The following is a 24,237-nucleotide window of genomic DNA, read 5'->3' as shown; positions in this document are numbered from 1 at the left end:
TCAACCGCCGGACCAGACTGGGACGTCCTATTGAACCCGCGTACAACACGTCTCGCGCTTCCCGCACTTCCCGGCGCACCGCACCGCACCGTCCCCCGGACGAAGCGCCGCGACGCGCCGCGACGCGCCGCAGGCGCTCGCCGGATCGAAGGAGACCCCATGGCGGAAACGACGACACCGACCGCACTGCCGAAGGGGTTTCGCAGCGCCGAGCGGGGCTGGCCCGAACTGCACCGCATCCCCCGTCCTCCCCACCGGGTCCCCCTCCTCGGGGACGTCCTCGGCTCGAACCGGCGCACTCCTCTGCAGGACTCGATGCGCCACGCCCGCCGGCTGGGGCCGATCTTCCGGCGGAACGCCTTCGGCAAGGAGTTCGTGTTCGTGTGGGGCGCGGACCTGGTGGCCGATCTGGCCGACGAGGCGCGCTTCGCCAAGCACGTGGGGCTGGGCGTGGCCAATCTGCGGCCGGTGGCGGGCGACGGCCTGTTCACCGCGTACAACCACGAACCCAACTGGCAGCTCGCCCATGACGTACTCGCCCCCGGGTTCAACCGCGAGGCCATGGCGCGCTATCACACGATGATGCTGGCCGTGGCGGAGCGGCTGACCGACCACTGGGACCGCGCGGCCGGTGCGGGCCGGACCGTGGACGTGCCCGGCGACATGACCAGACTGACGCTGGAGACGATCGCGCGCACCGGGTTCGGGCACGACTTCGGCTCGTTCGAACGGTCCCGTCCGCACCCCTTCGTCACCGCGATGGTCGGCACGCTCGCCTACGCGCAGCGGCAGAACTCCGTGCCCACGCCGCTGGCCCCGCTGCTGCTGCGGAGCGCGAGCCGGCGCAACGCCGCCGACATCGCCCACCTCAACCGCATCGTCGACGACGTGGTACGGGCCAGGCGCGCTGCCGGCGGCGGGGAGGGCGATCTGCTCGACCGGATGCTGGACACCGCGCACCCCGAGTCCGGCGAGCGGCTGTCGCCCGAGAACGTCCGCCGTCAGGTCATCACCTTCCTGATCGCCGGTCACGAGACCACCTCGGGCGCGCTCTCCTTCGCCCTGCACCATCTCTCCCGGCACCCCGACGTCGCGGCCCGTGCCCGCGCCGAGGTGGACCGTGTCTGGGGCTCCGCGACCGCGCCGGGCTACGAGCAGGTGGCCAGGCTGCGGTACGTCCGCCGGGTGCTCGACGAGTCGCTGCGGCTGTGGCCCACCGCGCCCGCCTTCGCCCGGGAGGCCCGCGCGGACACGGTGCTGGCCGGGGAGCACCCGATGCGGCAAGGAGCGTGGACGCTGGTGCTGACCCCGATGCTGCACCGGGACCCCGGGGTGTGGGGACCCGACGCCGAGCGGTTCGCCCCGGACCGGTTCGACGCACCGGCCGTACGGTCCCGGCCCCCGCACGCCTTCAAGCCGTTCGGCACGGGGGCGCGGGCCTGCATCGGGCGGCAGTTCGCGCTGCACGAGGCGACGCTGGTGCTCGGACTGCTGCTGCGCCGCTACGAGCTGCGGCCCGATCCGGACTACCGGCTGCGCGTGACCGAGCGGCTCACGCTGATGCCGGAGGGACTGCGGCTGCGCCCGGAGCGCCGGACAGCGCGGCCGTCCGGGGCGTCGAACGCGGCGGGGACGTCCGGCCCCGCCGGCGCGCCGTCAGCGCACCGCCGTCCAGTGCGCGGGACGGGTGAGTGACCCGGGCAGTCTGGTGCCGGCGCTTCCCCGGGCCGCGTTCAGCTGGGGCTGGGTGAGGAAGAACGCCCCGGTCAGATCGGCGTCCGTGAGGTCGGTGTCGCGCAGGTCGGCGCCGATCAGGTCCGCGTCCCGCAGGTCGGCGCCGGTGAGGTCGGCGGCGATGAGGTAGGCGCCCCGCAGGCTGATCCCGCGCAGATCGGCCCCCTTGAGACGGGCACCCATCAGATCCGCGCCCCGGCGGTCCTTCCTGCGCCCGCGCGCCCCGGCCCGCGCCAGTTCGCTCGCCCTCAGCAGCAGCACGTTGACGTCCTGCCGGTGGGCGCCCACGTCCAACGCGCCCAGTTCGTAAGGGGTCCCTCGGGTGAGCCGCTCGGTCTTCTCCAGCGCCCGGCGCAGCTCGGCGTGGACCGGACGCGCCGCGGGCAGGGTGAGCGCCTCGGTCAGGTACCAGAGCAGCTCGTGCAGCTGCCGGACGACCGGGAACACGTCGAACATGCGGCGGGCCCGCTCCGGCGGCCCGGTGCGCCAGTCCTGTCCGCCGAAGGTGATCTGCGAGACCTTCTGACCGGCGCCGAAGCAGTCGTAGACCGTGCAGCCGCTGAATCCCTCCTGCCGCAGCCGCGCGTGGATGCCGCAGCGGTGGTCCGCACCCAGGTTCCGGCAGGGCCTGCCGGCCTGCTTGTCCACCGCGAAGTCGGCGGACGCGGTGAACGGCAGGGCGACACAGCACAGCCCGAAACACTCCCCGCAGGCGCCGCGCAGTTCCGGCGGGCCGGTCTTCTCTTCTGGCATGCCGTTCAGCATACGGAACGAGAGATCGGCGCCGGTGCGGCGGTCACCCTCCGAGACCGGACACCTCCAGTCGGTCGAGCCGCTCCGGGTCGGCCAGGATGTACATGCCGGTGATGCGACCGTCGGTGATGGTGACGGCCATGACCGACCGGGGTATGCCGTCGACGACGCTGATCAGGCCCAGTGAGTCGTTGACCATCACCTGACGCGCCGCCGCGGTGTGCCGGGCGAACATCAGCGCCGACTCGGCCACCGTCCGCGCGCCCTGGAGGGCCTTCGACCCCGCGGCGCCGCGGACCAGGGTGCCCGCGTCCGCCCTGAGGGTCACCTCCGGGTGCAGGACGGCGACGAGCGCCTCGAAGTCACCGCCGCGTGCCGCCGCCATGAAGGCGTCGAGCACCTGCTTCTGCCGGCCGAGGTCGGGCTCGGACGACGGGGCGGCGTCCCGCACCCGGCGGCGGGCGCGGCTGGCGAGCTGCCGGGTGGCGGCCGGACTGCGCTCCACCACCGGGGCGATGTCGTCGAAGGGCACGGCGAACATGTCGTGCAGCACGAACGCGAGGCGTTCGTCGGGTTCCAGGTGCTCGAGCACCACCAGCAGGGCCACACCGACGGAGTCGGCCCGCAGCGCCTCCTGTTCCGGGTCGGTCGGTGCGACGGGCCTGACCACCGGGTCCGGGACGAAGGTCTCGTCGATGGGCTGCTCGCGGCGGGCGGTGCGGGACCGCAGCAGGTCCAGGCAGATCCGGCCGGTCACGGTGGTCAGCCAGCCGCCGAGGTTGCCGATGGCGGCGGCGTCCTCCGTCCGGCTCAGCCTCAGCCAGGTCTCCTGGACCGCGTCGTCCGCCTCGGTCTGCGAGCCGAGCATCCGGTAGGCGACCGCCTTGAGGTGTCCGCGGTGCGCCTCGAAGCGCCCGGCCAGCGCGTCCGGGGCGAACCTGTCCTTCTCCGCGTCCTTCTCGCCCTTCTCTCCCCCGGTGTTTCCGTCGTCCATGCCGCCACCCGTCACCGGGGGAACAGTTCGAAGGTGACCGCCGGCCGGCCCCCGAACCGCTTGCCCGACTCCCGGGCGTCCCCCGTCAGGAAGCCGCGTACATACGCCTCGGGATCCTCGTCGGTCAACGCCTCGAGGTAGGTGCGGTGTTCGAGCAGGGAGCGCACCGCCCGCTCCCGGCCGGCGGCCGCGTCCACGGCGTGGGTGGGCATGCTGGAGCCTGCCACGGCGACCCAGCGGACCCCGTTCCAGGGTTCGAGGCCCTGCTCGGTCAGTTCCGGGAAGATCCACCGGTTGCCGGCGTCTCCGGCCGCGTCGAGCACCGCGCGGCCGACCGCCACGTGATCCGGGGTGTTCCAGAACGTCTCGCCCCAGGTCTCCCGGTGGTTCAGGGTGATCACCAGTTCGGGGCGGTGGCGGCGAACGGCGGCGGCGATGTCCCGGCGCAGGGCGGTGCCGTACTCGATGACGCCGTCCCGGTGGTCCAGGAACTCCACGGTCGACACGCCGACCACGGCCGCGCTGGCCCTCTGCTCCCGCTCCCGGATCGGACCGGTCTCGGCGGGCTCCAGGGTCTCGATGCCCGCCTCGCCGCGGGTCGCCAGCACATAGGCGACCTCACGGCCGGCGTCGGTCCAGGTCGCGATCGCGGCGGCGCAGCCGTACTCGAGATCGTCGGGGTGGGCGACCACGGCCAGCGCGCGCTGCCAGTCGTCGGGCATGGGCTCGAGTTGAGCGAACGTCACCTCGGTCATGTGCGCAGACTAACCCGTACCACCGACATCGCCCCCGGGGCCCACGCGGGAGCACCGGGGGCGCGCCTCACCCCGCGCTCACACCTCGTCGCGGGCCAGCGCCAGCAGCCGGTCCAGCACGCGGGGGCCGCCCGCGCGCACCCCGTCGTGCTCGAACTCGTCGGTGACCCAGGTGCGCAGGCCGCGGATCGCCCGCGCGGTGCGCAGGGAGTGGTCCGTGTCGACGTACATGTCGTCGTGGTAGACGGCCGCCGCGACCGGGACCTCGTTGGCGGCGAGGCGGGCCGGGTCGTACAGCGGCGTCCAGCCGGTGCGGGCGGCGAGCAGTTCGGCGGTCTCGCGCAGCGGGCGCAGCGCGGGGTCGCAGTCGAACATCCAGGGGTGGACGGTCTCGCCGGTGAACAGCAGCGGTCCGTCGTCCGCGAGCGTCTTCGCCGCGTCGAACTGCGGGAACTCGGCCCGCACCCGATCGGCCGACCAGGCGGTGGCCCGGCCGTCCTGACCGTAGATCGACTCGTGGACGAGCGCGTACAGCGGGTGCCCCGCGTACGACAGCAGGCCCTGCACCTGCTCCTGGAACGCGTCGGAGAGCGCGGGGCCCGCCGGGGTGCGGACGAAGGCGTCCTCCAGGAGGTAGTGCAGTCGGTGGCTGCCGTCGCCGCTGCCGAGGAGGATGCCGAGGGACTGGAACGCCTCGACGGTGAGCCGGTAGCCGTTCGGGAGGACGACCTCGTGGGCGAGGAGGTGGTCGGCGATCCGGCGGGCGCGCTCGACGTCCTGCGGGTAGCGGGCGTAATGGGCGGTGACCTTGCGCTCGACGCGCGGGTAGGCGGCCCGGTAGACGTCCTCGGGACGGGCGTCCAGGGAGGGCAGGCCGCCGGTGATCACGGCGGTGGCGAGGCCCTCGGGGGCGGTGGACAGGTAGGCGACCGTGCAGAAGCCGCCGAAGCTCTGGCCGAGGACGGTCCAGGGGGCACCGCCGGTGACCTGGGGGCGGATCGCCTCGCAGTCGCGGACGATCGAGTCGGCGCGGAAACGGGCCAGGTAGTCGGCCTGCTCGGCCGGTCCGCCGCGCAGCGGGAGCGTCTGCCGGTTGGCGGGGGTGGAGCGGCCGGTGCCGCGCTGGTCGAGCAGCAGGACGCGGTAGTCCTTCAGGGCCCGGCCGAGCCAGGCCTGCTGCCCGATGAAACGGTTCGCCCCGAAGCCGGGGCCGCCCTGGAGGTAGATCAGCCACGGCAGGTCCTGGCCCGCCTTGTCCGCGGCGACGGCCTCACGCGCGTACAGCTCGATCGTCTCCCCGGAGGGGGCGTCGTGATCGAGGGGCACGGTGAAGCGGCGGTCGGTGAGGACGACGCCGGGCTGGCGGTAACTGACGGTCAACGGGACTCCCGGGACGAACGAATTGTCGGTTCGCACCCCAGTCCAACATATGTCCGTCCGGCCTTCGAGCCCGGGATCAGGCAATTCTTTCCGCGTCTTTCCGTGCATCGGTCAACGCGCCGACAGGCTGGAACGCCGGACCACGAGTTCCGGGCTCAGGACGACCCTCCGGTGCTCATGGGGCGCGGCCGAGGTCCCGGTCTCCGTCTCCTCCAGCAGCAGCTCCGCCGCCAGGGCGCCCATGGTGGCGGCGGGCTGCCGTACCGAGGTGAGGGGGACGGCCGCGGCGGCGGCGAACTCGATGTCGTCGTAGCCCACGATCGCCAGGTCGTCCGGGACGCCGACGCCGGCCGCGTACATGGCCTGGAGCACGCCGAGGGCGAGCAGGTCGTTGGCGCAGAACACGGCGGTGGGGCGGTCGGCGAGGCCGAGCAGCCTGGCGCCCGCGTCCCGTCCGGCGGCGACGTCGAGGCGGTCGGTGGGCAGCTCGCGCAGTCGCTCCGGGCCGAGTCCGGCCTCGGCGAGGGCGTTCAGGGCGCCGGTGCGCCGGTCCCGGACCTGGTTCAGGCCGGGCGGCCCGCTGACGTAGGCGAGGGACCGGTGCCCCGCGTCGACGAGGTGGCGAACGGCCAGCGCGCCGCCCGCCACGTCGTCCACGGAGACGGAGCACTCGGTGGTGCCCTCGGCGACCCGGTCGACCAGCACGAAGGGGATGCCGTGCCGGCGGAAGGCCTCGATGTTGCGGCCGGTGGCGTCGGCCGGGGTGAGCAGCACGCCCCGCACCCGCTGCTCGGCGAACAGGGAGAGGTACTCGGCCTCCTCGCTCGCGTTCTGGTCGCTGTTGCAGACCATCACGCCGAGTCCGGCCGCACGTGCGGCGCGCTCGGCGCCGCGTGCCACGTCGACGAAGAAGGGGTTGCCCATGTCGAGGACGAGCAGGCCCATGATCCGGCTGCGGCCCGCACGCAGTTGCCGCGCCGACTCGCTGCGGACGTAGCCCAGCCGGTCTATGGCGGACAGCACCCGTGCCCGGGTCTCGACGGCGACCGTGTCCGGGCGGTTGATCACGTTGGAGACCGTGCCGACGGAGACTCCGGCGACGCGGGCGACGTCCTTGATACCCACCGACTGGGCCATCGGGCAGAAACCTCCGAAGAAACGTGGGCGGCGGGTGGGTCTTCACATTACCGGCCCGGCCGCCCCGGGAGCGGTCGCGGGCGGGCGGGGATCAGGGGGAGGTCAGGCGGGCAGCCGGAAGTCGGCGACGTGCAGAGCCGAGGGTGTCCTGCCGCTGGACTTCTCCTAGGGCCTGTGTGATGTTGTGATCAATCTTGCCGATCCGGGTCCGTCTGGAAGGCGGATCCGGTAGGAAGAAGGTCGTGACGCGCAGGCAACTCACCGACGAGCAGTGGAAGTTGATCGAGCCGTTCCTGCCGATAGGCGAGTACGGCCCGTACCCCGGGCGGCTGCGGGAGCAGTTCGAGGGGGTGATCTGGCGGTTCAGGACCGGCGCGCAGTGGCGGGAGATGCCGGGCGAGTTCGGGCCCTGGCCGACCGTCTACGGGCGCTTCCGGGTCTGGCGCAACGCGGGCGTCTTCACCGTCCTGCTGGAGGGCCTGATCGCCGAGGCCGCCCGCCGGGGCAAGACAGACTTGTCCCTGGTCAGCGTGGATTCCACGACCGTCCGCGCGCACCACGACGCCGCCGGGATGCTCGTCGGCCAGGACGTCATGGAGGCGCTGGAGGAGGCCGCCGCCGAGCAGGAACAGGCCCGGCAAAAGGGGGAGCCGAGGCGGAACAGAACGGACGGGACGGCGGAAAAGAGCCCGAGCGGACCGAACGCCGGCGCGTCCGCCGCCGACGCAGGCTCCGCCTGAGGGAAGCCCTGCTCGGCCGGTCCCGCGGCGGGCTGACCAGCAAGATTCACCTCGCTGCCGACCGCAGGCGCCGACCGCTGTCGTTCGTCCTGACCGCCGGGCAGGCCGCGGACAGCCCGCAGTTCATCCCCGTGCTGCAGAAGATCCGGGTCCGCCTGCCGGTCGGACGGCCCCGCACCCGGCCCGGCGCGGTCGCCGCGGACAAGGCGTACTCGTCCCGCGCCAACCGCGCCCACCTGCGCAAACGCCGTATCAAGGCGGTCATCCCGGAGAAGAGGGACCAGGCCGCCCACCGCAAGAAGAGGGGCAGCCGGGGCGGGCGTCCCGTCGCTTTCGACGCCGGTCTTTACCGTGACCGCAACGCTGTCGAGCGCCTGATCAATCGGCTGAAGGACTGGCGTGGCATCGCCACCCGCTTCGACAAGACACCCGAGAGCTACCTCGCCGGTCTCGAGCTCCGTGCCTCGATGATCTGGCTCGAGGACCTCCTGCGAGCAGCCGATTGATCACGACATCACACAGGCCCTAGTACGTAGATCACGGCAATTCCGGTGTCGCGGGCGTCACCCGGACCGGGGTAGACGACGGGCTCGCCGTCGAGCAGCACCTGGCCGGCGTCCGGCCGGTGCACTCCGACGAGCGTCTTGTTGACTTCCTCCCCCTCGTGTACGAGGGGGATTTCTACGGCTCGCGCCGTGAGGTTTTCTGCTTCACCGCCGACCGCCCGCCCGGAGAACTCCGTTGAGGTCTTACACCGGCTCCACAGACTGTCACCGCCAGCCCGGCGGCCAGAAGGTTCTCCGCCGCGTTCACGTCCCGGTCATGGGTCGTGCCGCAGCCGTCGCACGTCCAGGTACGGACGTGCAGCGGCATCCTCTCTCGCAGAGTGCCGCAGGCGGAGCACAGCCTGGAGGAGGGGAAGAAGCGGTCGACCGCGATCACTTCCCGCCCGTACCAGGCCGCCTTGTACTCCAGCATGGAGCGCAACTCGCTCCAGCTCGCGTCCGAGATGGCTCGAGCGAGCGTGTGATTCCTGATCATGTTACGCACGGTCAGGTCCTCGACCACGATCGTTTGGTTTTCACGAACGAGCCGAGTGGTCAGCTTGTGCAGGTTGTCCCGCCTGCGGTCGGTGATCCGGGCGTAGATCTTCGCGACCCTGGTCCGGGCCTTGCGCCGGTTGGCTCCGTCGCCCTTGGCCTTTTTCGCGAGGTTCCGCTGGGCGCGGGCGAGCCGGGTACGGTCGCGGCGCTCGTGCCTCGGGTTGGCGATCTTCTCGCCGGTGGACAGGGTCAGCAGGTGGTCGAGGCCTACGTCGATGCCGACCGCCGCATCCGTGGCTGGCAGCGGTTTCACTCCCGGGTCCTCGCACAGCAGCGACACGAACCAGCGCCCGGCCGCGTCCTGCGACACGGTCACCGTGGACGGCGTCGCCCCCTCGGGGAGCGGGCGCGACCACACGATGTCCAACGGCCCGGTCATTTTCGCCAGCGTCAACTCCCCGTCACGGAAGCGGAAACCGCTGGTGGTGTACTCCGCCGACTTCCGCGACTTCTTCCGCGACTTGAACCGCGGATACTTCGCCCGCTTGCCGAAGAAATGGGTGAACGCCGCCTGCAGGTGGCGCAGGCACTGCTGCAGCGGCACGGAGGACACGTCGTTGAGGTAGGCGAGTTCCTCGGTTTTCTTCCACGCGGTCAGCATCGCCGAGGTGGCGTTGTAGTTGATCCGCTCCTGCCGCGCCCACGCCTCGGTACGGACAGCGAGGGCGAGGTTGTAGACCTTGCGCACGCATCCGAACGTGCGCGACAGCTCGGCTGCCTGCGCGCCGGTCGGGTGGAAGCGGTACTTGAAGGCCCGCTTCACGTACGTCGTGGTCACGCTCACAAACTAGCGTCACTACAGTTCAAGGCCAAACCCGCGGGTCAGAGCACCGGCATCCGCCCTGGAAGTGGATCCCGGCTCCTTGCCTTGCTCCGCGGGGATCCGTTTCCCTCTCCCCGCAAGAGGGAAGCACCCTCACTCCGCCCTGAAGGGCGCAGTATCCATGGAGGAGCCCGATGAGGGCTCCTCGACGACGTCGGCAAAACGGCCCTGGCGACGTCGTGAAAGGTTTCAACTGGGTTGCCGGGACGTTAGGCGCGCGGCGCATGTCACGTCAATGGGTCCCGGTCGAAAAAGTTTCGACAGCTTCAGGTCACTCCCTGGTCACGGATTACGGTCTTGGCCGCAGGGGTTGACACCCCCTTCGGGGGCGCCATAGCTTCCCGTCCTGAATCGTTTCACTCAGTGGTCGATACGACCCGATGTCACAGGAGCCCTGACGTGACCGAGCTCGCCGCGGCGAAGGCCGCTCTCAAGACACAGGCCGTCGAGACGCCGTCGTGGGCGTACGGCAACTCGGGGACCCGCTTCAAGGTGTTCGCGCAGCAGGGCGTGCCCCGCACCCCGCAGGAGAAGCTGGACGACGCGGCCAAGGTGCACGAGTTCACGGGCGCCGCGCCCTTGGTGGCACTGCACATCCCGTGGGACAAGGTCGACGACTACACCGCGCTGGCCGAGCACGCCGAGGACCGCGGTGTGCGGCTCGGCACGATCAACTCCAACACCTTCCAGGACGACGACTACCGGCTCGGCAGCATCTGCCATCCGCGGGCGTCGGTGCGCCGCAAGGCCGTGGACCATCTGCTGGAGTGCGTCGACATCATGGACGCGACCGGGTCGAAGGACCTGAAGCTGTGGTTCGCCGACGGTACGAACTACCCGGGCCAGGACGACATCCGTGCCCGGCAGGACCGGCTCGCCGAGGGGCTCGCAGAGGTCTACGAGCGGCTCGGCGAGGGCCAGCGGATGCTGCTGGAGTACAAGTTCTTCGAGCCGGCGTTCTACACGACGGACGTCCCGGACTGGGGCACCGCGTACGCGCACTGCCTGAAGCTCGGACCGAAGGCACAGGTCGTGGTGGACACGGGGCACCACGCGCCCGGGACCAACATCGAGTTCATCGTCGCGATGCTGCTGCGGGAGCGGAAGCTCGGCGGGTTCGACTTCAACTCGCGCTTCTACGCCGACGACGACCTGATGGCGGGCTCCGCCGACCCCTTCCAGCTGTTCCGGATCATGTACGAGGTGGTGCGCGGGGGCGGGTTCACGCCCGAGACCGCGTTCATGCTCGACCAGTGCCACAACATCGAGGCGAAGATCCCGGCGATCATTCGTTCCGTCATGAACGTCCAGGAGGCCACGGCGAAGGCACTGCTGGTGGATCGGGGGCGTTGGCCGCGGCGCAGGCCTCCGGCGATGTGCTGGGTGCCAATGCCGTGCTGATGGACGCGTACGACACGGATGTGCGGCCGCTGCTTCGTGAGGTGCGGGAGGAGATGGGGTTGGACCCCGACCCCGTTTCCGCCTATCGCCGGTCCGGGTGGGCGGAGAGGATTGCGGCCGAGCGGGTTGGTGGGGAGCAGGCTGGGTGGGGGGCGTAGGCGTCTGCCTGGTTCTGTGCATTGCGGGCTGCGGGCCGTGTGTGGCTGGTCGCACCCACGCGGCGACAGCCGCACATCGACACAGCCCCGCGCCCCTGAAGGGGCGCTTTCCCTCACCCTCCTGGCAAGAGAACTGGAACAGATATGGCAAACCATCCCGAAGCCGCCGCCCTTCTCGCCCGTTCGCATCGGCTCGGTGCCGATGCGCGGAACACCAACTACGCCGGCGGGAACACCTCCGCCAAGGGCACGGGGACCGATCCCGTCACCGGGGGTGATGTGGAGCTGATGTGGGTCAAGGGGTCCGGCGGGGATCTCGGGACGCTGACCGCGGAAGGGCTGGCCGTGCTGCGGCTGGACCGGCTGCGGGCGCTCGCCGACGTCTACCCCGGGGTCGAGCGCGAGGACGAGATGGTCGCCGCGTTCGACTACTGCCTGCACGGCAAGGGTGGTGCGGCTCCCTCCATCGACACCGCGATGCACGGACTGGTGAAGGCACCGCACGTGGACCATCTGCATCCCGACTCCGGTATCGCGCTCGCCTGCGCCGCCGACGGGGAGAAGCTGACCGCCGAGTGCTTCGGCGACACCGTCGTATGGGTGCCGTGGCGGCGGCCCGGTTTCCAGCTCGGGCTGGACATCGCCGTTGTGAAGGAGGCCAACCCGCAGGCCGTCGGATGCGTGCTCGGCGGACACGGGATCACCGCGTGGGGCGACTCCTCCGAGGAGCGCGAACGCAACTCGCTGCACATCATCCGCACTGCCGAACGGTTCCTCGCCGAGCGTGGCGGGCCGGAGCCGTTCGGGCCGGTGCTCGACGGGTACGAGGCCCTGCCCGAAGGTGAGCGGCGGAAGCGGGCCGCCGCCCTCGCGCCGTACGTCCGTGCCGTCGCCTCCCAGGACCGGCCGCAGGTCGGGCACTTCGACGACTCCGAGGCCGTACTGGACTTCCTGGCCCGTGCCGAGCACCCGCGGCTGGCCGCGCTGGGCACCTCCTGCCCCGACCACTTCCTGCGCACCAAGGTCCGCCCGCTCGTCCTCGATCTGCCGCCGGCGGCCCCCCTGGACGAGGCCGTGACCCGGCTGGCGGAACTGCACGCCGCCTACCGCGAGGAGTACGCCGCCTACTACGAGCGCCACGCCCTGCCCGACTCCCCCGCCATGCGCGGGGCCGACCCGGCGATCGTGCTGGTCCCCGGCGTGGGCATGTTCAGCTTCGGCAAGGACAAGCAGACCGCGCGCGTGGCCGGCGAGTTCTACGTCAACGCGATCAACGTGATGTGCGGTGCCGAGGCGGTCTCCACCTACGCGCCGATCGAGGAGTCGGAGAAGTTCCGCATCGAGTACTGGGCCCTGGAGGAGGCCAAGTTGCGGCGGATGCCGGTGCCGAAGCCGCTCGCCGCCCGGGTGGCGCTGGTGACCGGCGCCGGCAGCGGCATCGGGAAGGCGATCGCGCGGCGGCTGGCGGCCGAGGGCGCCTGTGTCGTCGTGGCGGACCTGAACGGGGACAACGCGGCTGCGGTGGCAGAGGAGTTGGGCGGATCCGACAAGGCCGTCGCCGTGACCGTCGACGTCACGTCGGAGGAGCAGATCGCCGAGGCCTTCCGGGCGGCGGTGCTCGCCTTCGGCGGAGTCGACCTGGTGGTGAACAACGCCGGGATCTCCATCTCCAAGCCGCTGCTGGAAACGTCCGCGAAGGACTGGGACCTCCAGCACGACGTCATGGCCCGCGGTTCATTCCTCGTCTCCCGTGAGGCGGCCCGGGTGATGATCGCGCAGGGGCTGGGCGGGGACATCGTCTACATCGCGTCCAAGAACGCCGTGTTCGCCGGTCCGAACAACATCGCCTATTCGGCCACCAAGGCCGACCAGGCCCATCAGGTACGGCTCCTCGCCGCCGAGTTGGGCGAGCACGGCATCCGCGTCAACGGGGTCAACCCGGACGGTGTGGTGCGCGGCTCGGGCATCTTCGCCGGTGGCTGGGGCGCGCGGCGGGCGGCCGTGTACGGGGTGCCCGAGGAGAAGCTGGGCGAGTTCTACGCACAGCGCACGCTGCTGAAGCGGGAGGTGCTGCCCGAGCATGTCGCGGCCGCCGTCTTCGCGCTGACCGGCGGGGACCTCACGCACACCACGGGCCTGCACGTCCCGGTCGACGCCGGCGTCGCCGCCGCGTTCCTGCGGTGAGCGCCGCCGTGCGGCCGTACGCGGCGGTCGACCTCGGCGCGTCCAGCGGGCGTGTCATGGTCGGCCGCGTCGGCCCCGACAGCCTGGAGCTGACCGAGGTCCACCGCTTCCCCAACCGGCCCGTGCGCGTGCCCGAGGGGCTGCGCTGGGACATCCTCGGGCTGTACGCCGGAGTGCTGGACGGGCTGCGGGCGACGGGCGACGGGCCGGCGTCCGTCGGCATCGACAGCTGGGCCGTGGATTACGGCCTGCTCGACGTGGACGGGGCACTGCTGGGCAACCCGGTGCACTACCGCGACCTCCGTACGCAGGGGGTCGCGGAGAAGGTGTGGGCGAGCGTGCCCGCCGAGGAGCTGTACGCGGCGACCGGTCTGCAGTACGCGCCGTTCAACACCCTGTACCAGCTGACGGCGGCCCGCGGCACGGCCCAACTGGCACAGGCCAGACGGCTGCTGCTGATCCCGGACCTGCTGACGTACTGGCTCACCGGTGAGCAGGGAACGGAGCTGACCAACGCCTCGACCACGCAGCTGATCGACCCGCGCACCCGCGACTGGTCCCACTCAGTCGCACAGCGGCTGGGCATCGACCTCTCCCTGTTCGCGCCGCTGCGTCAACCCGGCGATCCAGCAGGAGTGCTGCGGCCCGAGGTACTGGAGGAGACCGGGCTGGCCGGGCCCGTCCCGGTGACGGCGGTCGGCTCGCACGACACCGCCTCCGCGGTGGCCGCCGTGCCCGCCACCGGTGAGCGGTTCGCCTACATCTGCACGGGCACCTGGTCGCTGGCCGGTCTCGAACTGGACGCCCCGGTCCTGACCGAGGAGAGCCGCGCCGCCAACTTCACCAACGAGCTGGGGCTGGACGACACCGTCCGGTACCTGCGCAACATCATGGGCCTGTGGCTGCTCCAGGAGTGCGTACGGGCCTGGGGCGATCCGGACCTGGGGGCGCTGCTCCTGGAAGCGGCGAAGGCGCCGGCGCTGCGGTCCGTGGTGGACGCGGGGGACGCCGCGTTCCTGGCGCCGGGCCGGATGCCGGAGCGGATCGCCGAGGCCTGCCGTGTCTCGGGGCAGCCGGTGCCCGGCTCCCCCGCCGAGATCACCCGCTGCATCCTCGACTCGCTCGCCCTCGCGCACCGCGGCGCGGTCGAGGACGCCCAGCGGCTCGCCGGGCGGTCGGTCGACGTCGTGCACATCGTGGGCGGCGGGACCCGCAACGCCCTGCTGTGCCAACTGACCGCCGACGCCTGCGGGCTGCCGGTGGTGGCCGGCCCGACCGAGGCGGCCGCGCTGGGCAACGTCCTCGTCCAGGCCGGTGTGCACGGACCGGCCGGCGACCTGGCCGGGATGCGGCGCCTGCTCACCCGTACCCAGCTGCTGACGCGGTACGAACCGCGCGGCGGAACGCGGCGGTGGGAGGCCGCTCGCACCCGGCTCGCCCGGGGCTGACCGGGGGTCTCCCCCGCGCGGCGCCCGCGCACTACCCTGCATCCACCCGATGATCGATCCACAAGGAGCCGCGATGCGTGTCGCCCTGTTCCTGACCTGCGTCAACGACACGCTTTATCCGGACACCGGGCGCGCCGTCGTGAAACTGCTGACCAGGCTGGGTGTCGAGGTCGACTTCCCGATGGCGCAGACCTGTTGCGGGCAGGCGCACTACAACACCGGGTACCGGCATGAGGCGGAACCCCTCGCCGAGCGCTTCTCCGACGTCTTCCGGGACTACGAGGCGATCGTGACGCCGTCCGGGTCCTGCGGGGCGATGGTGCGGGAGCTGTATCCGCGGATGGGTGAGCGGGCCCGTGCCCAGGGACGCGGGGACGCCCTCGCGGCCACGCTGGCGCCCGTGGTGCCGAAGACGTACGAACTCACGGAGTTCCTCGTGGACGTGCTGGGTGTGACGGACGTCGGCGCGTACTACCCGCACACGGTGACCTATCACCCCACCTGCCACGGGCTGCGCTCCCTGGGGCTCGGCGAGCGGCCCCGGCGCCTCCTGGAGGCCGTACGGGGGCTGGAGCTGGTCGAGCTGCCGGGAGCGGAGGAGTGCTGCGGCTTCGGCGGCACGTTCGCGCTGAAGAACCCCGACGTCTCCGCGGCGATGGGCGCCGACAAGGTGCGCAACGCCGAGTCGACGGGCGCCGAGGTGCTGTGCGCGGCGGACAACTCCTGCCTGATGCACATCGGGGGGACGATGACCAGGCTGCGCACCGGTATGCGGCCGGTGCACCTCGCGGAGATCCTGGCGAGCACAAAGGAGGAACCGGCCGTATGAGTGGAACGTTCGTCGGAATGCCTGCGTTTCCCGCGTTTCCGAGCGCCGCCCGGGAGGCCGTGCGCGACACCACCCTGCGCGGCAATCTCCGGCACGCCACGCACACCATCCGCGCCAAGCGGGCCAAGGCCGTCGCGGAGGTGCCCGACTGGGCGGAGCTGCGGGAGGCCGGCAAGCGGATCAAGGACCATACGCTCCGTCACCTCGACCGCCATCTCGTGCGGTTGGAGGAGTCGGTGACCGCCGCGGGCGGCACCGTCCACTGGGCCGCCGACGCCGAGGAGGCCAACCGGATCGTGACCGGACTCGTCAAGGAGACGGGCGAGTCGGAGGTCGTCAAGGTCAAGTCGATGGCCACCCAGGAGATCGAGCTCAACGAGGCCCTCGAGGCCGCGGGCATCCGCGCCTACGAGACCGATCTGGCCGAGCTGATCGTGCAGTTGGGCAGGGACCGGCCCTCGCACATCCTCGTCCCGGCGATCCACCGCAACCGCGGTGAGATCCGGGACGTCTTCGCCCGTGAGATGGGCGGCTGGGGCCGCCCGGCGCCCGAGGGCCTCACCGACACACCCGCCGAACTCGCCGAAGCCGCCCGCCTGCACCTGCGGGAGAAGTTCCTGCGCGCCAAGGTGGGCATCTCCGGCGCCAACTTCCTGGTCGCCGAGACCGGCACACTGGTGGTGGTGGAGTCCGAGGGCAACGGGCGGATGTGCCTGACCCTGCCCGAGACGCTGATCTCGGTCGTCGGCATCGAGAAGGTCGTGCCGACCTGGCGGGACCTGGAGGTCTTCCTGCAGACCCTCCCACGCTCCTCCACCGCCGAGCGGATGAACCCGTACACGTCCATGTGGACCGGTACCACCGACGCGGACGGCCCGCGCGCCTTCCACCTCGTGCTGCTGGACAACGGCCGCACCGACGCCCTCGCCGACGAGGTCGGCCGCCAGGCCCTGCGCTGCATCCGCTGCTCGGCCTGCCTGAACGTCTGCCCGGTCTACGAGCGGGCCGGCGGCCACGCCTACGGCTCGGTCTACCCGGGTCCGATCGGTGCCATCCTCAGCCCCCAACTGCGCGGCACCGCGAGCGAGATCGACGCGTCCCTGCCGTACGCCTCGTCGCTGTGCGGGGCCTGCTACGAGGTGTGCCCGGTCGCCATCGACATCCCCGAGGTGCTGGTGCACCTGCGGGAACGGGTCGTCCAGGGCGGCGAGGTCACCCGGGGCGGCAACAAGGTGGTACTCAGGCCCGCGAAGGGGCACGCCGCCGAGCGTGCGGCGATGCGCGCGGCGCGCTGGGCGTTCACGTATCCGGGTGCGCTGCGCACCGGCCAGCGCCTCGCCTCCCGCACCCGCCGTCTCCACCCGCGCACCCTGCCGGGCCCCGGCCAGGCATGGAGCGGGACACGGGACCTTCCACCGGTCCCCGCCGAGCCGTTCCGGGACTGGTGGCAGCGTACGCGGGGCGGGAACGACGTGAGGGGAGCCGCCGAATGAGCAGCAGGGAACGGATCCTGGGCCGGGTGCGGCGCGCCCTCGCCGACGTACCGAAGGACGACACCCCGTACGAGCAGGCGGTCGCCCGGGAGTATCTGCGCGAGCACGGGCAGCGGACCGTCGCGGAGACGATGAACCTCCTCGCCGAGAACCTGGCCGACTACCGGGCGATCGTGCACCGCACCGACGCCGCCGGTCTGGCCGGGGTCGTCGCCGGACTCCTGTCCTCGCGCGGCGCGTCGTCGGTCCTCGTCCCGCCGGGACTGGACGAGGCCTGGCTCGCGCGGACCGGCGTGACACGGGTCGCGGACCGGGCGGAGGGCACCCCGCACGAACTGGACCGGATCGACAGCGTGGTCACCGCCTGCGCCGTCGCCGTCGCCGAGACCGGCACGATCGTGCTGGACGGCTCGCCCGACCAGGGCCGCCGCCGCATCACCCTCGTTCCCGACCACCACATCTGTGTCGTCCGCGCCGCCCAGGTCGTGCCCTCCGTCCCGTACGCCCTCGAACGCCTCGACCCGACTCGCCCGCTCACCTGGATCTCCGGCCCGTCGGCGACCAGCGACATCGAACTCGACCGGGTGGAGGGCGTCCACGGCCCGCGCACCCTGGAGGTCGTCCTGGTCGAGTAAGGCCGGTGGGACACGTCGCGGGTGACGCCCTCGTGCTCAGGCGGCCGCGCGGCGCGCGGTGTACAGCGGGTACTCCCATGCCATGACCAGACGGCTCCCGCCCGTTCCCCGGTCGTGCCGACGGACTTGGACCGTCGCCACCTCGGCTCGAACACGGCCACCCGGGGACGCCGTTCGGGCGCCGGGGGTCAGGAGTGAGGGCCGCAGAGCCGGGCGAAACGCGCGGTGTCGACGTTGCCGCCGGAGAGGATCAGGCCGATCCGGTGCGGAAGGGGACCCGCGCGGCCGGTGAGCAGTGCGGCCAGAGGGGTGGCGCCGCTCGGCTCGAGGACGATCTTCAGCCGCTCGAAGGCGAACCGCATGGCGTCCCTGATCTCGTCGTCGCCGACCAGGACGATTCCGTCGAGGAGCCGCCGGTTGACGGAGAAGGTCAGTTCACCCGGTGTGTGCAGCGCCTGGCCGTCGGCGATGGTGCGCGGTACCGGGACGCTCACACGATGTCCCGCCTCCAGGGACCGCTTGGTGTCGTCCCCCGCCTCCGGCTCCACACCGATCACCCGCGCCTCGGGGTACAGGCCCTTGACCGCGGTGGCGCTTCCGGCGATCAGCCCGCCGCCACCGACCGGCGCGAGCAGCACATCCAACTCCCCCACTTCTTCGATGAGTTCGAGCGCAGCCGTGCCCTGTCCCGCGATGACGTGCGGATGGTCGTAGGGCGGGACGATCGCCAGGCCGCGCTCCGCGGCCAGGGCCTCGGCGACGGCGACCCGGTCGCCGGTGTACCGGTCGTAGGTGACGATCCGAGCGCCGTACGCCTCGGTGGCCGCCCGCTTCGAGGGCGGGGCGTCCTCGGGCATGACGATGACGGCGGTGGTGCCGAGTTCCCGGGCGGCCAGGGCGACGGCCTGGGCGTGGTTGCCCGAGGAGTAGGCGGCGATGCCCCGGGACAACTGCTCGGGGGTGAGGCGGGAGGCCGCGTTGTAGGCGCCGCGGAACTTGAAGGCGCCCACCCGCTGGAAGTTCTCGCACTTCAGGTGGACCTCGGCACCGACGAGCGCGTCCAGGGTGCGGGAGCGCAGGACCGGTGTGCGGTGGGCGACGCCTTCGAGCCGTTCGGCGGCGGCACGGACGTCGTCGAGGGTGACCGGCGGGATGGTGGTCGTCACACGGTGACTGTACGTCCCGCCGCCGTCGAACGGGAGGGGCGGGCAGGGTCGGGCGCGGTGGGCTTCACCGGGTCCCACCCGGGCCGGGCCGCGCCGGGCGGCGTCCGCGTACCCAGCCGAAGAGGGCCAGCGAGCACAAGGCGGCGAACGCGCACCAGGTCGAGACGAACTCCAGCCGCCACAGGGCCCAGCAGACGAGCGCGCCCGCGGCGGTCAGGGCGCCCAGCATCCGCAGGCCTCGGTCGCCGGACAGCAGCAGCGCGCCGACCGTGGCCACCAGGTAGCCCACGGCCGGCAGTGGAGCGTGCGGCAGGTCCAGGACGTATCCGATGGTGTGCCCGCGGATCTCCGCCCGCACCGGGCTCGTGGCGAGTACGTACCCGAGGGCCGGCGCCGTCACCGCACCGGCGGCGAGCGGCACGATCAGTGCGCGCCGCGCGGTGCGCGGGGCGGCACACCACACGCCCACCGGTACCCAGAGCGCCAGGAGCGGCAGGGCGACGACCGCCCAGAGCAGGACGGCCGGACCCGTCCCTCCGTCCGAGGCCCAGACCGCCGCCTCGATCATCTGGTGCACGCCCAGCAGCAGCGGCAGCGCGGCCAGCGGAAGGTCACGGCCGCGGTCCGCCCGCACCACGCAGGCCGCGCCGACCGCCGCGACACCGACACCCGCCACGAGGTCGGCCTCCGCACTCCAGCACATCGCTCCGCCCTCGGGTCACCCGCCGGAAAACCCATCGTCGCGGGCCCGGAACGGCCAAACGGCAACGACACGGTTCAGCGCGCGCTCCCGTGTCCACGTCTACCCGGTGCGCTCCCAGCCCCGGCGTGGTGTGCGGCTGCCGAGGGCCGTTGTTCGGTGCTGAGGACCGCGAGCGCGGGAGCCCTTGCGGGTCGCGTGCGCGGGAACGCAGGGTCGGACGGGGCGCGGCCCACAGCCGGGCCGGCCTGCCGGATGCACGCTCCGTCGACGGTCAGTACGGTGGCGCCCTGGTGTTCTGGTTTTCTGGTGCTCGACCTGGACGAGGTGACCTGACCGTCGACGGCACGGGTCACCGGGCGGTGGAGGCGGCATGGCCGACAAGAAGACGGTGAAGCTGTCCCGTGCGATGTACGAGAGCGAGCTGCTGCGGCTGCAGACGGAACTGGTCAAGCTCCAGGAGTGGGTGCGGGCGGAAGGTGCCCGGCTGGTCGTCGTCTTCGAGGGCCGGGACGCGGCGGGCAAGGGCGGCACCATCAAACGGATATCGGAGCACCTCAACCCGCGCGTGGCGCGGATCGCGGCCCTGCCCAAACCGACCGAACGCCAGCGCGGCCAGTGGTACTTCCAGCGCTACGTCGAACACCTGCCGGCCGCCGGCGAGATCGTTCTGTTCGACCGGTCCTGGTACAACCGCGCCGGTGTCGAGCACGTCATGGGCTTCTGCACGGAGCAGGAGTACCGGCTCTTCCTCCGCCAGTGCCCGATCTTCGAGCGGATGCTGGTGGAGGACGGGATCCTCCTGCGCAAGTACTGGTTCTCGGTGAGCGACACCGAGCAGCAGGCGCGCTTCCGCAAACGGCTGGAGGATCCGCTGCGGCGCTGGAAGCTGTCTCCCATGGACCTGGAGTCGCTCACCCGCTGGGAGGCCTATTCCCGTGCCAAGGACACGATGCTGGTGCACACCGACATCGCCGAGGCGCCGTGGTACATCGTGGAGAGCGACGACAAGCGCAGCGCGCGGCTGAACATGATGGCCCACCTGCTGAGCACCGTGCCCTACCAGGAGGTGGCGCCCCCGGTCATCGAGCTGCCGGAGCGCCCGCCGTCCACCGGCTACCAACGCCCGCCACGTGACCTCCAGATCTACGTCCCCGACCACGCGGCGGGCCTTTGAACTGCCCCCGTCGGCCGGGGGCGAATGCCCTTCGTGCATGATCGGTGTGGCCCCTCGACCTTCCGGGCGGGGAGGCGGCTCGCCGATCGTGAAGGAGACGGCCTTGTCCATCTGGGAGGCGCTGGCGGTCTTCGTTGCCGGGGTCGGCGCCGGCACCATCAACACGATCGTCGGCTCGGGAACGTTGATCACGTTTCCGGTGCTGCTCGCCACCGGGCTGCCGCCGGTGACCGCCACCGTGTCCAACGCCCTCGGGCTGATCCCCGGGTCCATCAGCGGCGCCATAGGCTACCGGAAGGAGCTCAAGGGCCAACGCCGCCTCGTGCTGAGGCTGGGCGTCGCCGCGTCGGTCGGCGGGTTCACCGGAGCGGTGCTGCTGCTCACCCTCCCCGCGACCGCCTTCGAGACGATCGTCCCCGCTCTCGTCGCACTGGCACTGGTCCTCGTGGTGCTGCAACCCCGCATATCCGCCGTCGTCCAACGGCGCCGTGCGCGCACGGGCACGATCACCAAGACCGACGGCGGTCCCGTCCTCTTCGGCGGGATCCTCCTCGCCAGTGTCTACGGCGGCTACTTCACGGCGGCTCAGGGGATCATCTATCTCTCCCTGATGGGCATGCTGCTCGATGACTCCCTCCAGCGTCTGAACGCCGTCAAGAACGTCCTCGCCGCCGTCGTCAACAGCATTGCGGCCCTGTTCTTCCTCTTCGTCGCCGACTACGACTGGACGGCCGTCCTCCTCATCGCCGTGGGCTCGGCGATCGGCGGGCAGATCGGTGCGAAGGTCGGGCGCCGGCTCCCCGCACCCGTCCTGCGGACCTTCATCGTCGTCGTCGGCACCTTCGCCATCGCCCAACTGCTTCTGCGCTGAGCCCTGCACCATCGGCACCTTCGCCGGCCTCCCGCACCTCTCCCGGGACCGCCGGCCTCCTCACCCGTCCGGACGCGCCGGGCGGGGCTCGGTGGCGGGCCCGCCACCAGGATGGAGGTGCTGCCCCATGGCATGGCCCACGTGCGAGGGAGAGGTATGACCGACACCGGCTTCGACAGGGCTGGGAGCGACCGGTCCGCGGGGCACCGCGATCCACGTTCCGGCACGAGTGACCTTCGGCGGGTCGGGGCGAACCCGGATTTCTGGTATCCCGTCGCGCTCTCCAGGAAGGTGCGCGCCGGACGGGTGGCCGCGACCTCGTTCGCCGGTGAGCGCATCGCGCTCTACCGCGGACGAAGCGGTGCCGTCCACGCGTTGGAGGACCGGTGCGCCCACCGGCAGGTGCCGCTGAGCATGGGCGTCGTGGAGGGCGAGACACTCCGCTGCTGCTACCACGCGTGGGCCTATCGTGGCGACGGCCGCATCTCGCAGATCCCGTACCTGTCGAAGGGTGACGGACGGCCGCCGCGCGGCGTGCGCGGCTACCCCGTCCGCGAGGCGTACGGCCTGGTGTTCGTCTTTCCTGGCAGCCCGGAGAAAGCGGCGGCCACTCCGGTGCCCGAGCTGCCGGCCTTCGGCTCACCGCGGTACCGGACCATGACCTTCTCCCGGACCGTGCGCTGCCACTACTCGTTCATGCACGAGAATCTGCTCGACATGAACCACCAGTTCCTCCACCGCGGAGTCGTCGGCAGACTCCGCCCCGAGCTGCTGGAGCACCGGACCGACGCGCGCTCGGTGGAGGCCAGGTACCTGTTCAGCCACGCCGGGGGGAAGCGGAACCGGGGTGCCAACCTGCTGGCCGCCGAGGGCTTCACGGGTCGCGACTCCTGCGACCTCATGACCATCCGCACCGAGTACCCGTACCAGACGCTCGACCTGGTCCCGGAGGACGCCGAGCGGCCGTCCTTCCGCCTCTGGGTCGCGTACGTGCCCGAGGACGCCGCGCAGCGCACGTGTCACACCTACGGCCTGCTCATGATCGAGAAGCCCGGGATCCCCGGCGCGCTCCACCTGGCCTGGCCGTTCATCAGACGCTTCACCGAACGCGTCTTCGCCGAGGACCGCATGGCAGTCGAAGCCGAGCAGCGGGCGTGGGACGAACAGGGCGAGGACCGCAACCACGAGGTCTTCCCCCTGATCCTGAACGTCCGCGAGGTGCTGCGCGCCAACGGCGTCCCGCTCCGGCCCCCGTCCACCGCATGCGGGCTCCGCCCCGACGACGGCCCGGCCCCGGGAGGGTGAACCGGATGAACACAGCCGGCGGCGAAGACCACTCGGCCCGCCGGGTCCTCCGCGGGCCCGATGCGCTGCCCGCTCAGCCCATGCCCGTCGAGGGCGGTTCCACGATGCTGGGACCAGAGCACCGTCGAAGCCGTCGTGATCGACGTTCCTCGGCCACCGACCACCCCTGCCACCGCTCGTGGTCGTCGGCCGGCGCCGGCACCGCCGCGTCCCGGCATCTCGTCCGGGCCCCGTCGCGCAGGCGGCCGTCCCTCACCCGCGCTGCCCTGTCGCCGCCGTCCCCCATGACCGAGCCGGACGATCCGGGGCGGTGCGGGCGTTCCGTGTTGCCGGGGAGTCCGTCCGGGGTGACGGTGGACAGGAGACGGCGAGAAAGGGAGCGGGCATGCGAGGACTCGTCTACCACGGTCCTGCACAGACCTCCTGGGACACGGTGCCGGACCCCGTGCTCGAGGCCGACACCGACGCGATCGTCCGCGTCGACGCGACCACCGTCTGCGGAAGCGACCTGCACATCCGGCGGGGCGAGCTCCCCGAGGTGAAACCGGGCACGGTCCTCGGCCACGAGGCCGTCGGCGAGGTGGTGGACACCGGCAGCGGCGTGCACACCCGGCGCCCCGGACAACAGGTGATCGTGTCGTCCGTCTCGGCCTGCGCCCACTGCCCGCCCTGCCGCGACACCCTGTACGGACAGTGCCGCGGCGGCGGCGGGTGGATCCTGGGCAACACGATCCACGGCACGCAGGCCGAGTTCGTCCGCGTCCCCTTCGCCGACCACTCCACGCACCGGCGCCCCCCGAACCTCCCGCTGGACGAGGCGGTCCTGCTCGCCGAGCTGCTGCCCACCGCCTACGAGGTCGGGGTGCGCAACGGACACGTGGGCCCGGGAGACACCGTCGTCGTCATCGGCGCGGGCCCGGTGGGGCTGGCCGCCGTCATCATCGCCCGGCTCTACGCACCGCGCCGGATCGTCGCGGTGGACCTGTCCCACCCCCGGCTGGCCGCCGCCGCCCGGATGGGCGCCGACGCCGCCGAACTGCCCGGACGGATGGTGGCCGAACTGTCCGAGGGGCCCGGGGCCGACGTGGTCATCGAGGCCGCGGGCGACCCGGACGGCTTCCTCCTGGCGACCCGCGTGGTGCGCGCGGGAGGGCACATCACCAACATCGGCACGCACGGCAAGCCGGCCACCCTGCACCTGGAGGCCCTGTGGCGCAAGAACGTGACGATCAGCACCGGGCAGGTCGACACCTTCTCCACGCCGTGGCTGCTCGACCTGCTGGCCTTCGAACGCCTGGCGGTCTCCCCACTCGTCACCCACCGGTTCCGCCTCGACCGGATGGAGGACGCCTACGAGGTCTTCGCGCACGGCCCGGACACCGGCGCCCTCAAGGTCGTGCTGCACCGCGAACCGCCGACACCACCCCGGTAGCGCGGAGCCGGCAGTCCCG

Annotated in this window: 18 protein-coding genes and 3 pseudogenes; 12 read left to right on the top strand and 9 right to left on the bottom strand. The window is 71.8% G+C overall.

Features of this window, described 5'->3' with window-relative positions; genetic code table 11:
* Window positions 1–159: 159 nt before the first annotated feature.
* Window positions 160–1,695, top strand: a complete 1,536-nt coding sequence (locus AC6F7H_RS31410; RefSeq protein WP_500761120.1) for a cytochrome P450 — start codon at window positions 160–162, stop codon at window positions 1,693–1,695.
* Here the strand turns inward: AC6F7H_RS31410 and AC6F7H_RS31405 are convergent.
* The 5 genes from AC6F7H_RS31405 to AC6F7H_RS31385 form a co-directional block, all read right to left on the bottom strand.
* Window positions 1,657–2,499 (bottom strand): pentapeptide repeat-containing protein, encoded by an 843-nt coding sequence (locus AC6F7H_RS31405; protein WP_500761118.1) that lies wholly within the window; start codon window positions 2,497–2,499, stop codon window positions 1,657–1,659. The two genes, AC6F7H_RS31410 and AC6F7H_RS31405, sit on opposite strands and share 39 nt — an antisense overlap.
* Window positions 2,500–2,530: 31 nt before the next feature.
* Entirely contained in the window at window positions 2,531–3,481 is a 951-nt protein-coding gene (locus AC6F7H_RS31400) for a sigma-70 family RNA polymerase sigma factor (RefSeq protein WP_500761116.1), read from the bottom strand.
* Window positions 3,482–3,492: 11 nt separating this feature from the next.
* Window positions 3,493–4,236 (bottom strand): PIG-L deacetylase family protein, encoded by a 744-nt coding sequence (locus AC6F7H_RS31395; protein ID WP_500761113.1) that lies wholly within the window; start codon window positions 4,234–4,236, stop codon window positions 3,493–3,495.
* Between the two features lie 78 nt (window positions 4,237–4,314).
* Window positions 4,315–5,616 (bottom strand): alpha/beta fold hydrolase, encoded by a 1,302-nt coding sequence (locus AC6F7H_RS31390; RefSeq protein ID WP_500761111.1) that lies wholly within the window; start codon window positions 5,614–5,616, stop codon window positions 4,315–4,317.
* 111 nt (window positions 5,617–5,727) lie between these two features.
* Entirely contained in the window at window positions 5,728–6,753 is a 1,026-nt protein-coding gene (locus AC6F7H_RS31385) for a LacI family DNA-binding transcriptional regulator (protein WP_500761109.1), read from the bottom strand.
* A gap of 242 nt (window positions 6,754–6,995) precedes the next feature.
* On the opposite strand from AC6F7H_RS31385, the pseudogene AC6F7H_RS31380 reads away from it, so the two are divergent.
* A pseudogene (locus AC6F7H_RS31380) lies at window positions 6,996–7,999 on the top strand (IS5 family transposase).
* Window positions 8,000–8,025: 26 nt separating this feature from the next.
* Here the strand turns inward: AC6F7H_RS31380 and AC6F7H_RS31375 are convergent.
* Together AC6F7H_RS31375 and AC6F7H_RS31370 are read right to left on the bottom strand one after the other, a co-directional pair.
* Window positions 8,026–8,139 (bottom strand): annotated as a pseudogene (locus AC6F7H_RS31375) (sugar ABC transporter ATP-binding protein); the annotation flags it as partial.
* Between the two features lie 35 nt (window positions 8,140–8,174).
* Window positions 8,175–9,380 (bottom strand): RNA-guided endonuclease InsQ/TnpB family protein, encoded by a 1,206-nt coding sequence (locus AC6F7H_RS31370; protein ID WP_500761107.1) that lies wholly within the window; start codon window positions 9,378–9,380, stop codon window positions 8,175–8,177.
* Between the two features lie 438 nt (window positions 9,381–9,818).
* Between AC6F7H_RS31370 and rhaI the strand changes: the two are divergent.
* The 6 genes and pseudogenes from rhaI to AC6F7H_RS31340 all read left to right on the top strand — a co-directional run bounded on the left by rhaI (window position 9,819) and on the right by AC6F7H_RS31340 (window position 17,567).
* Window positions 9,819–10,978, top strand: a pseudogene (rhaI, locus tag AC6F7H_RS31365) (L-rhamnose isomerase).
* 144 nt (window positions 10,979–11,122) lie between these two features.
* Entirely contained in the window at window positions 11,123–13,162 is a 2,040-nt protein-coding gene (locus tag AC6F7H_RS31360; protein ID WP_500761106.1) for a bifunctional aldolase/short-chain dehydrogenase, read from the top strand.
* A gap of 56 nt (window positions 13,163–13,218) precedes the next feature.
* Window positions 13,219–14,610 carry a rhamnulokinase gene (locus AC6F7H_RS31355; protein ID WP_500762161.1) on the top strand — a complete coding sequence of 464 codons (1,392 nt, stop codon included), beginning with the start codon at window positions 13,219–13,221 and terminating at the stop codon, window positions 14,608–14,610.
* Window positions 14,611–14,683: 73 nt separating this feature from the next.
* Window positions 14,684–15,439, top strand: coding sequence for a (Fe-S)-binding protein (locus AC6F7H_RS31350; protein WP_500761104.1), 756 nt, complete (start codon window positions 14,684–14,686; stop codon window positions 15,437–15,439).
* A complete protein-coding gene (locus AC6F7H_RS31345) occupies window positions 15,436–16,932 on the top strand; it encodes a lactate utilization protein B (protein WP_500761102.1) in 1,497 nt (498 codons plus the stop codon). Before AC6F7H_RS31350 ends, AC6F7H_RS31345 begins: the two co-directional genes overlap by 4 nt.
* Window positions 16,929–17,567 (top strand): LutC/YkgG family protein, encoded by a 639-nt coding sequence (locus tag AC6F7H_RS31340; RefSeq protein WP_500761100.1) that lies wholly within the window; start codon window positions 16,929–16,931, stop codon window positions 17,565–17,567. The genes AC6F7H_RS31345 and AC6F7H_RS31340 overlap by 4 nt, the downstream gene beginning before the upstream one ends.
* Window positions 17,568–17,755: 188 nt before the next feature.
* Here the strand turns inward: AC6F7H_RS31340 and AC6F7H_RS31335 are convergent, their stop codons facing one another.
* Entirely contained in the window at window positions 17,756–18,733 is a 978-nt protein-coding gene (locus AC6F7H_RS31335) for a pyridoxal-phosphate dependent enzyme (protein ID WP_500761098.1), read from the bottom strand.
* Window positions 18,734–18,797: 64 nt separating this feature from the next.
* Window positions 18,798–19,436, bottom strand: coding sequence for a DUF6629 family protein (locus tag AC6F7H_RS31330; RefSeq protein ID WP_500761096.1), 639 nt, complete (start codon window positions 19,434–19,436; stop codon window positions 18,798–18,800).
* 370 nt (window positions 19,437–19,806) lie between these two features.
* On the opposite strand from AC6F7H_RS31330, the gene ppk2 reads away from it, so the two are divergent.
* From ppk2 to AC6F7H_RS31310, 4 genes are all read left to right on the top strand, one after another.
* Complete coding sequence (ppk2, locus tag AC6F7H_RS31325) at window positions 19,807–20,610, top strand: polyphosphate kinase 2 (protein ID WP_500761094.1); 804 nt, start codon at window positions 19,807–19,809, stop codon at window positions 20,608–20,610.
* 103 nt (window positions 20,611–20,713) lie between these two features.
* A complete protein-coding gene (locus AC6F7H_RS31320) occupies window positions 20,714–21,481 on the top strand; it encodes a sulfite exporter TauE/SafE family protein (RefSeq protein WP_500761092.1) in 768 nt (255 codons plus the stop codon).
* A gap of 156 nt (window positions 21,482–21,637) precedes the next feature.
* A complete protein-coding gene (locus AC6F7H_RS31315; RefSeq protein ID WP_500761090.1) occupies window positions 21,638–22,786 on the top strand; it encodes a Rieske 2Fe-2S domain-containing protein in 1,149 nt (382 codons plus the stop codon).
* 385 nt (window positions 22,787–23,171) lie between these two features.
* Window positions 23,172–24,218 (top strand): alcohol dehydrogenase catalytic domain-containing protein, encoded by a 1,047-nt coding sequence (locus AC6F7H_RS31310; protein ID WP_500761088.1) that lies wholly within the window; start codon window positions 23,172–23,174, stop codon window positions 24,216–24,218.
* Window positions 24,219–24,237 lie beyond the last annotated feature (19 nt).

Source organism: Streptomyces sp. MMS24-W38 (genome assembly GCF_059889265.1).
This window is presented reverse-complemented; position numbering and strand designations above follow the sequence as displayed.

Coding starts and splice junctions, on each gene's coding strand:
- AC6F7H_RS31310 (WP_500761088.1), top strand. CDS start 23,172: ATGCGAGGACTCGTCTACCACGGTCCTGCACAGACCTCCTGGGACACG.
- ppk2 (WP_500761094.1), top strand. CDS start 19,807: ATGGCCGACAAGAAGACGGTGAAGCTGTCCCGTGCGATGTACGAGAGC.
- AC6F7H_RS31400 (WP_500761116.1), bottom strand. CDS start 3,481: ATGGACGACGGAAACACCGGGGGAGAGAAGGGCGAGAAGGACGCGGAG.
- AC6F7H_RS31315 (WP_500761090.1), top strand. CDS start 21,638: ATGACCGACACCGGCTTCGACAGGGCTGGGAGCGACCGGTCCGCGGGG.
- AC6F7H_RS31350 (WP_500761104.1), top strand. CDS start 14,684: ATGCGTGTCGCCCTGTTCCTGACCTGCGTCAACGACACGCTTTATCCG.
- AC6F7H_RS31395 (WP_500761113.1), bottom strand. CDS start 4,236: ATGACCGAGGTGACGTTCGCTCAACTCGAGCCCATGCCCGACGACTGG.
- AC6F7H_RS31360 (WP_500761106.1), top strand. CDS start 11,123: ATGGCAAACCATCCCGAAGCCGCCGCCCTTCTCGCCCGTTCGCATCGG.
- AC6F7H_RS31405 (WP_500761118.1), bottom strand. CDS start 2,499: ATGCTGAACGGCATGCCAGAAGAGAAGACCGGCCCGCCGGAACTGCGC.
- AC6F7H_RS31330 (WP_500761096.1), bottom strand. CDS start 19,436: ATGTGCTGGAGTGCGGAGGCCGACCTCGTGGCGGGTGTCGGTGTCGCG.
- AC6F7H_RS31355 (WP_500762161.1), top strand. CDS start 13,219: ATGGTCGGCCGCGTCGGCCCCGACAGCCTGGAGCTGACCGAGGTCCAC.
- AC6F7H_RS31340 (WP_500761100.1), top strand. CDS start 16,929: ATGAGCAGCAGGGAACGGATCCTGGGCCGGGTGCGGCGCGCCCTCGCC.
- AC6F7H_RS31345 (WP_500761102.1), top strand. CDS start 15,436: ATGAGTGGAACGTTCGTCGGAATGCCTGCGTTTCCCGCGTTTCCGAGC.
- AC6F7H_RS31410 (WP_500761120.1), top strand. CDS start 160: ATGGCGGAAACGACGACACCGACCGCACTGCCGAAGGGGTTTCGCAGC.
- AC6F7H_RS31385 (WP_500761109.1), bottom strand. CDS start 6,753: ATGGCCCAGTCGGTGGGTATCAAGGACGTCGCCCGCGTCGCCGGAGTC.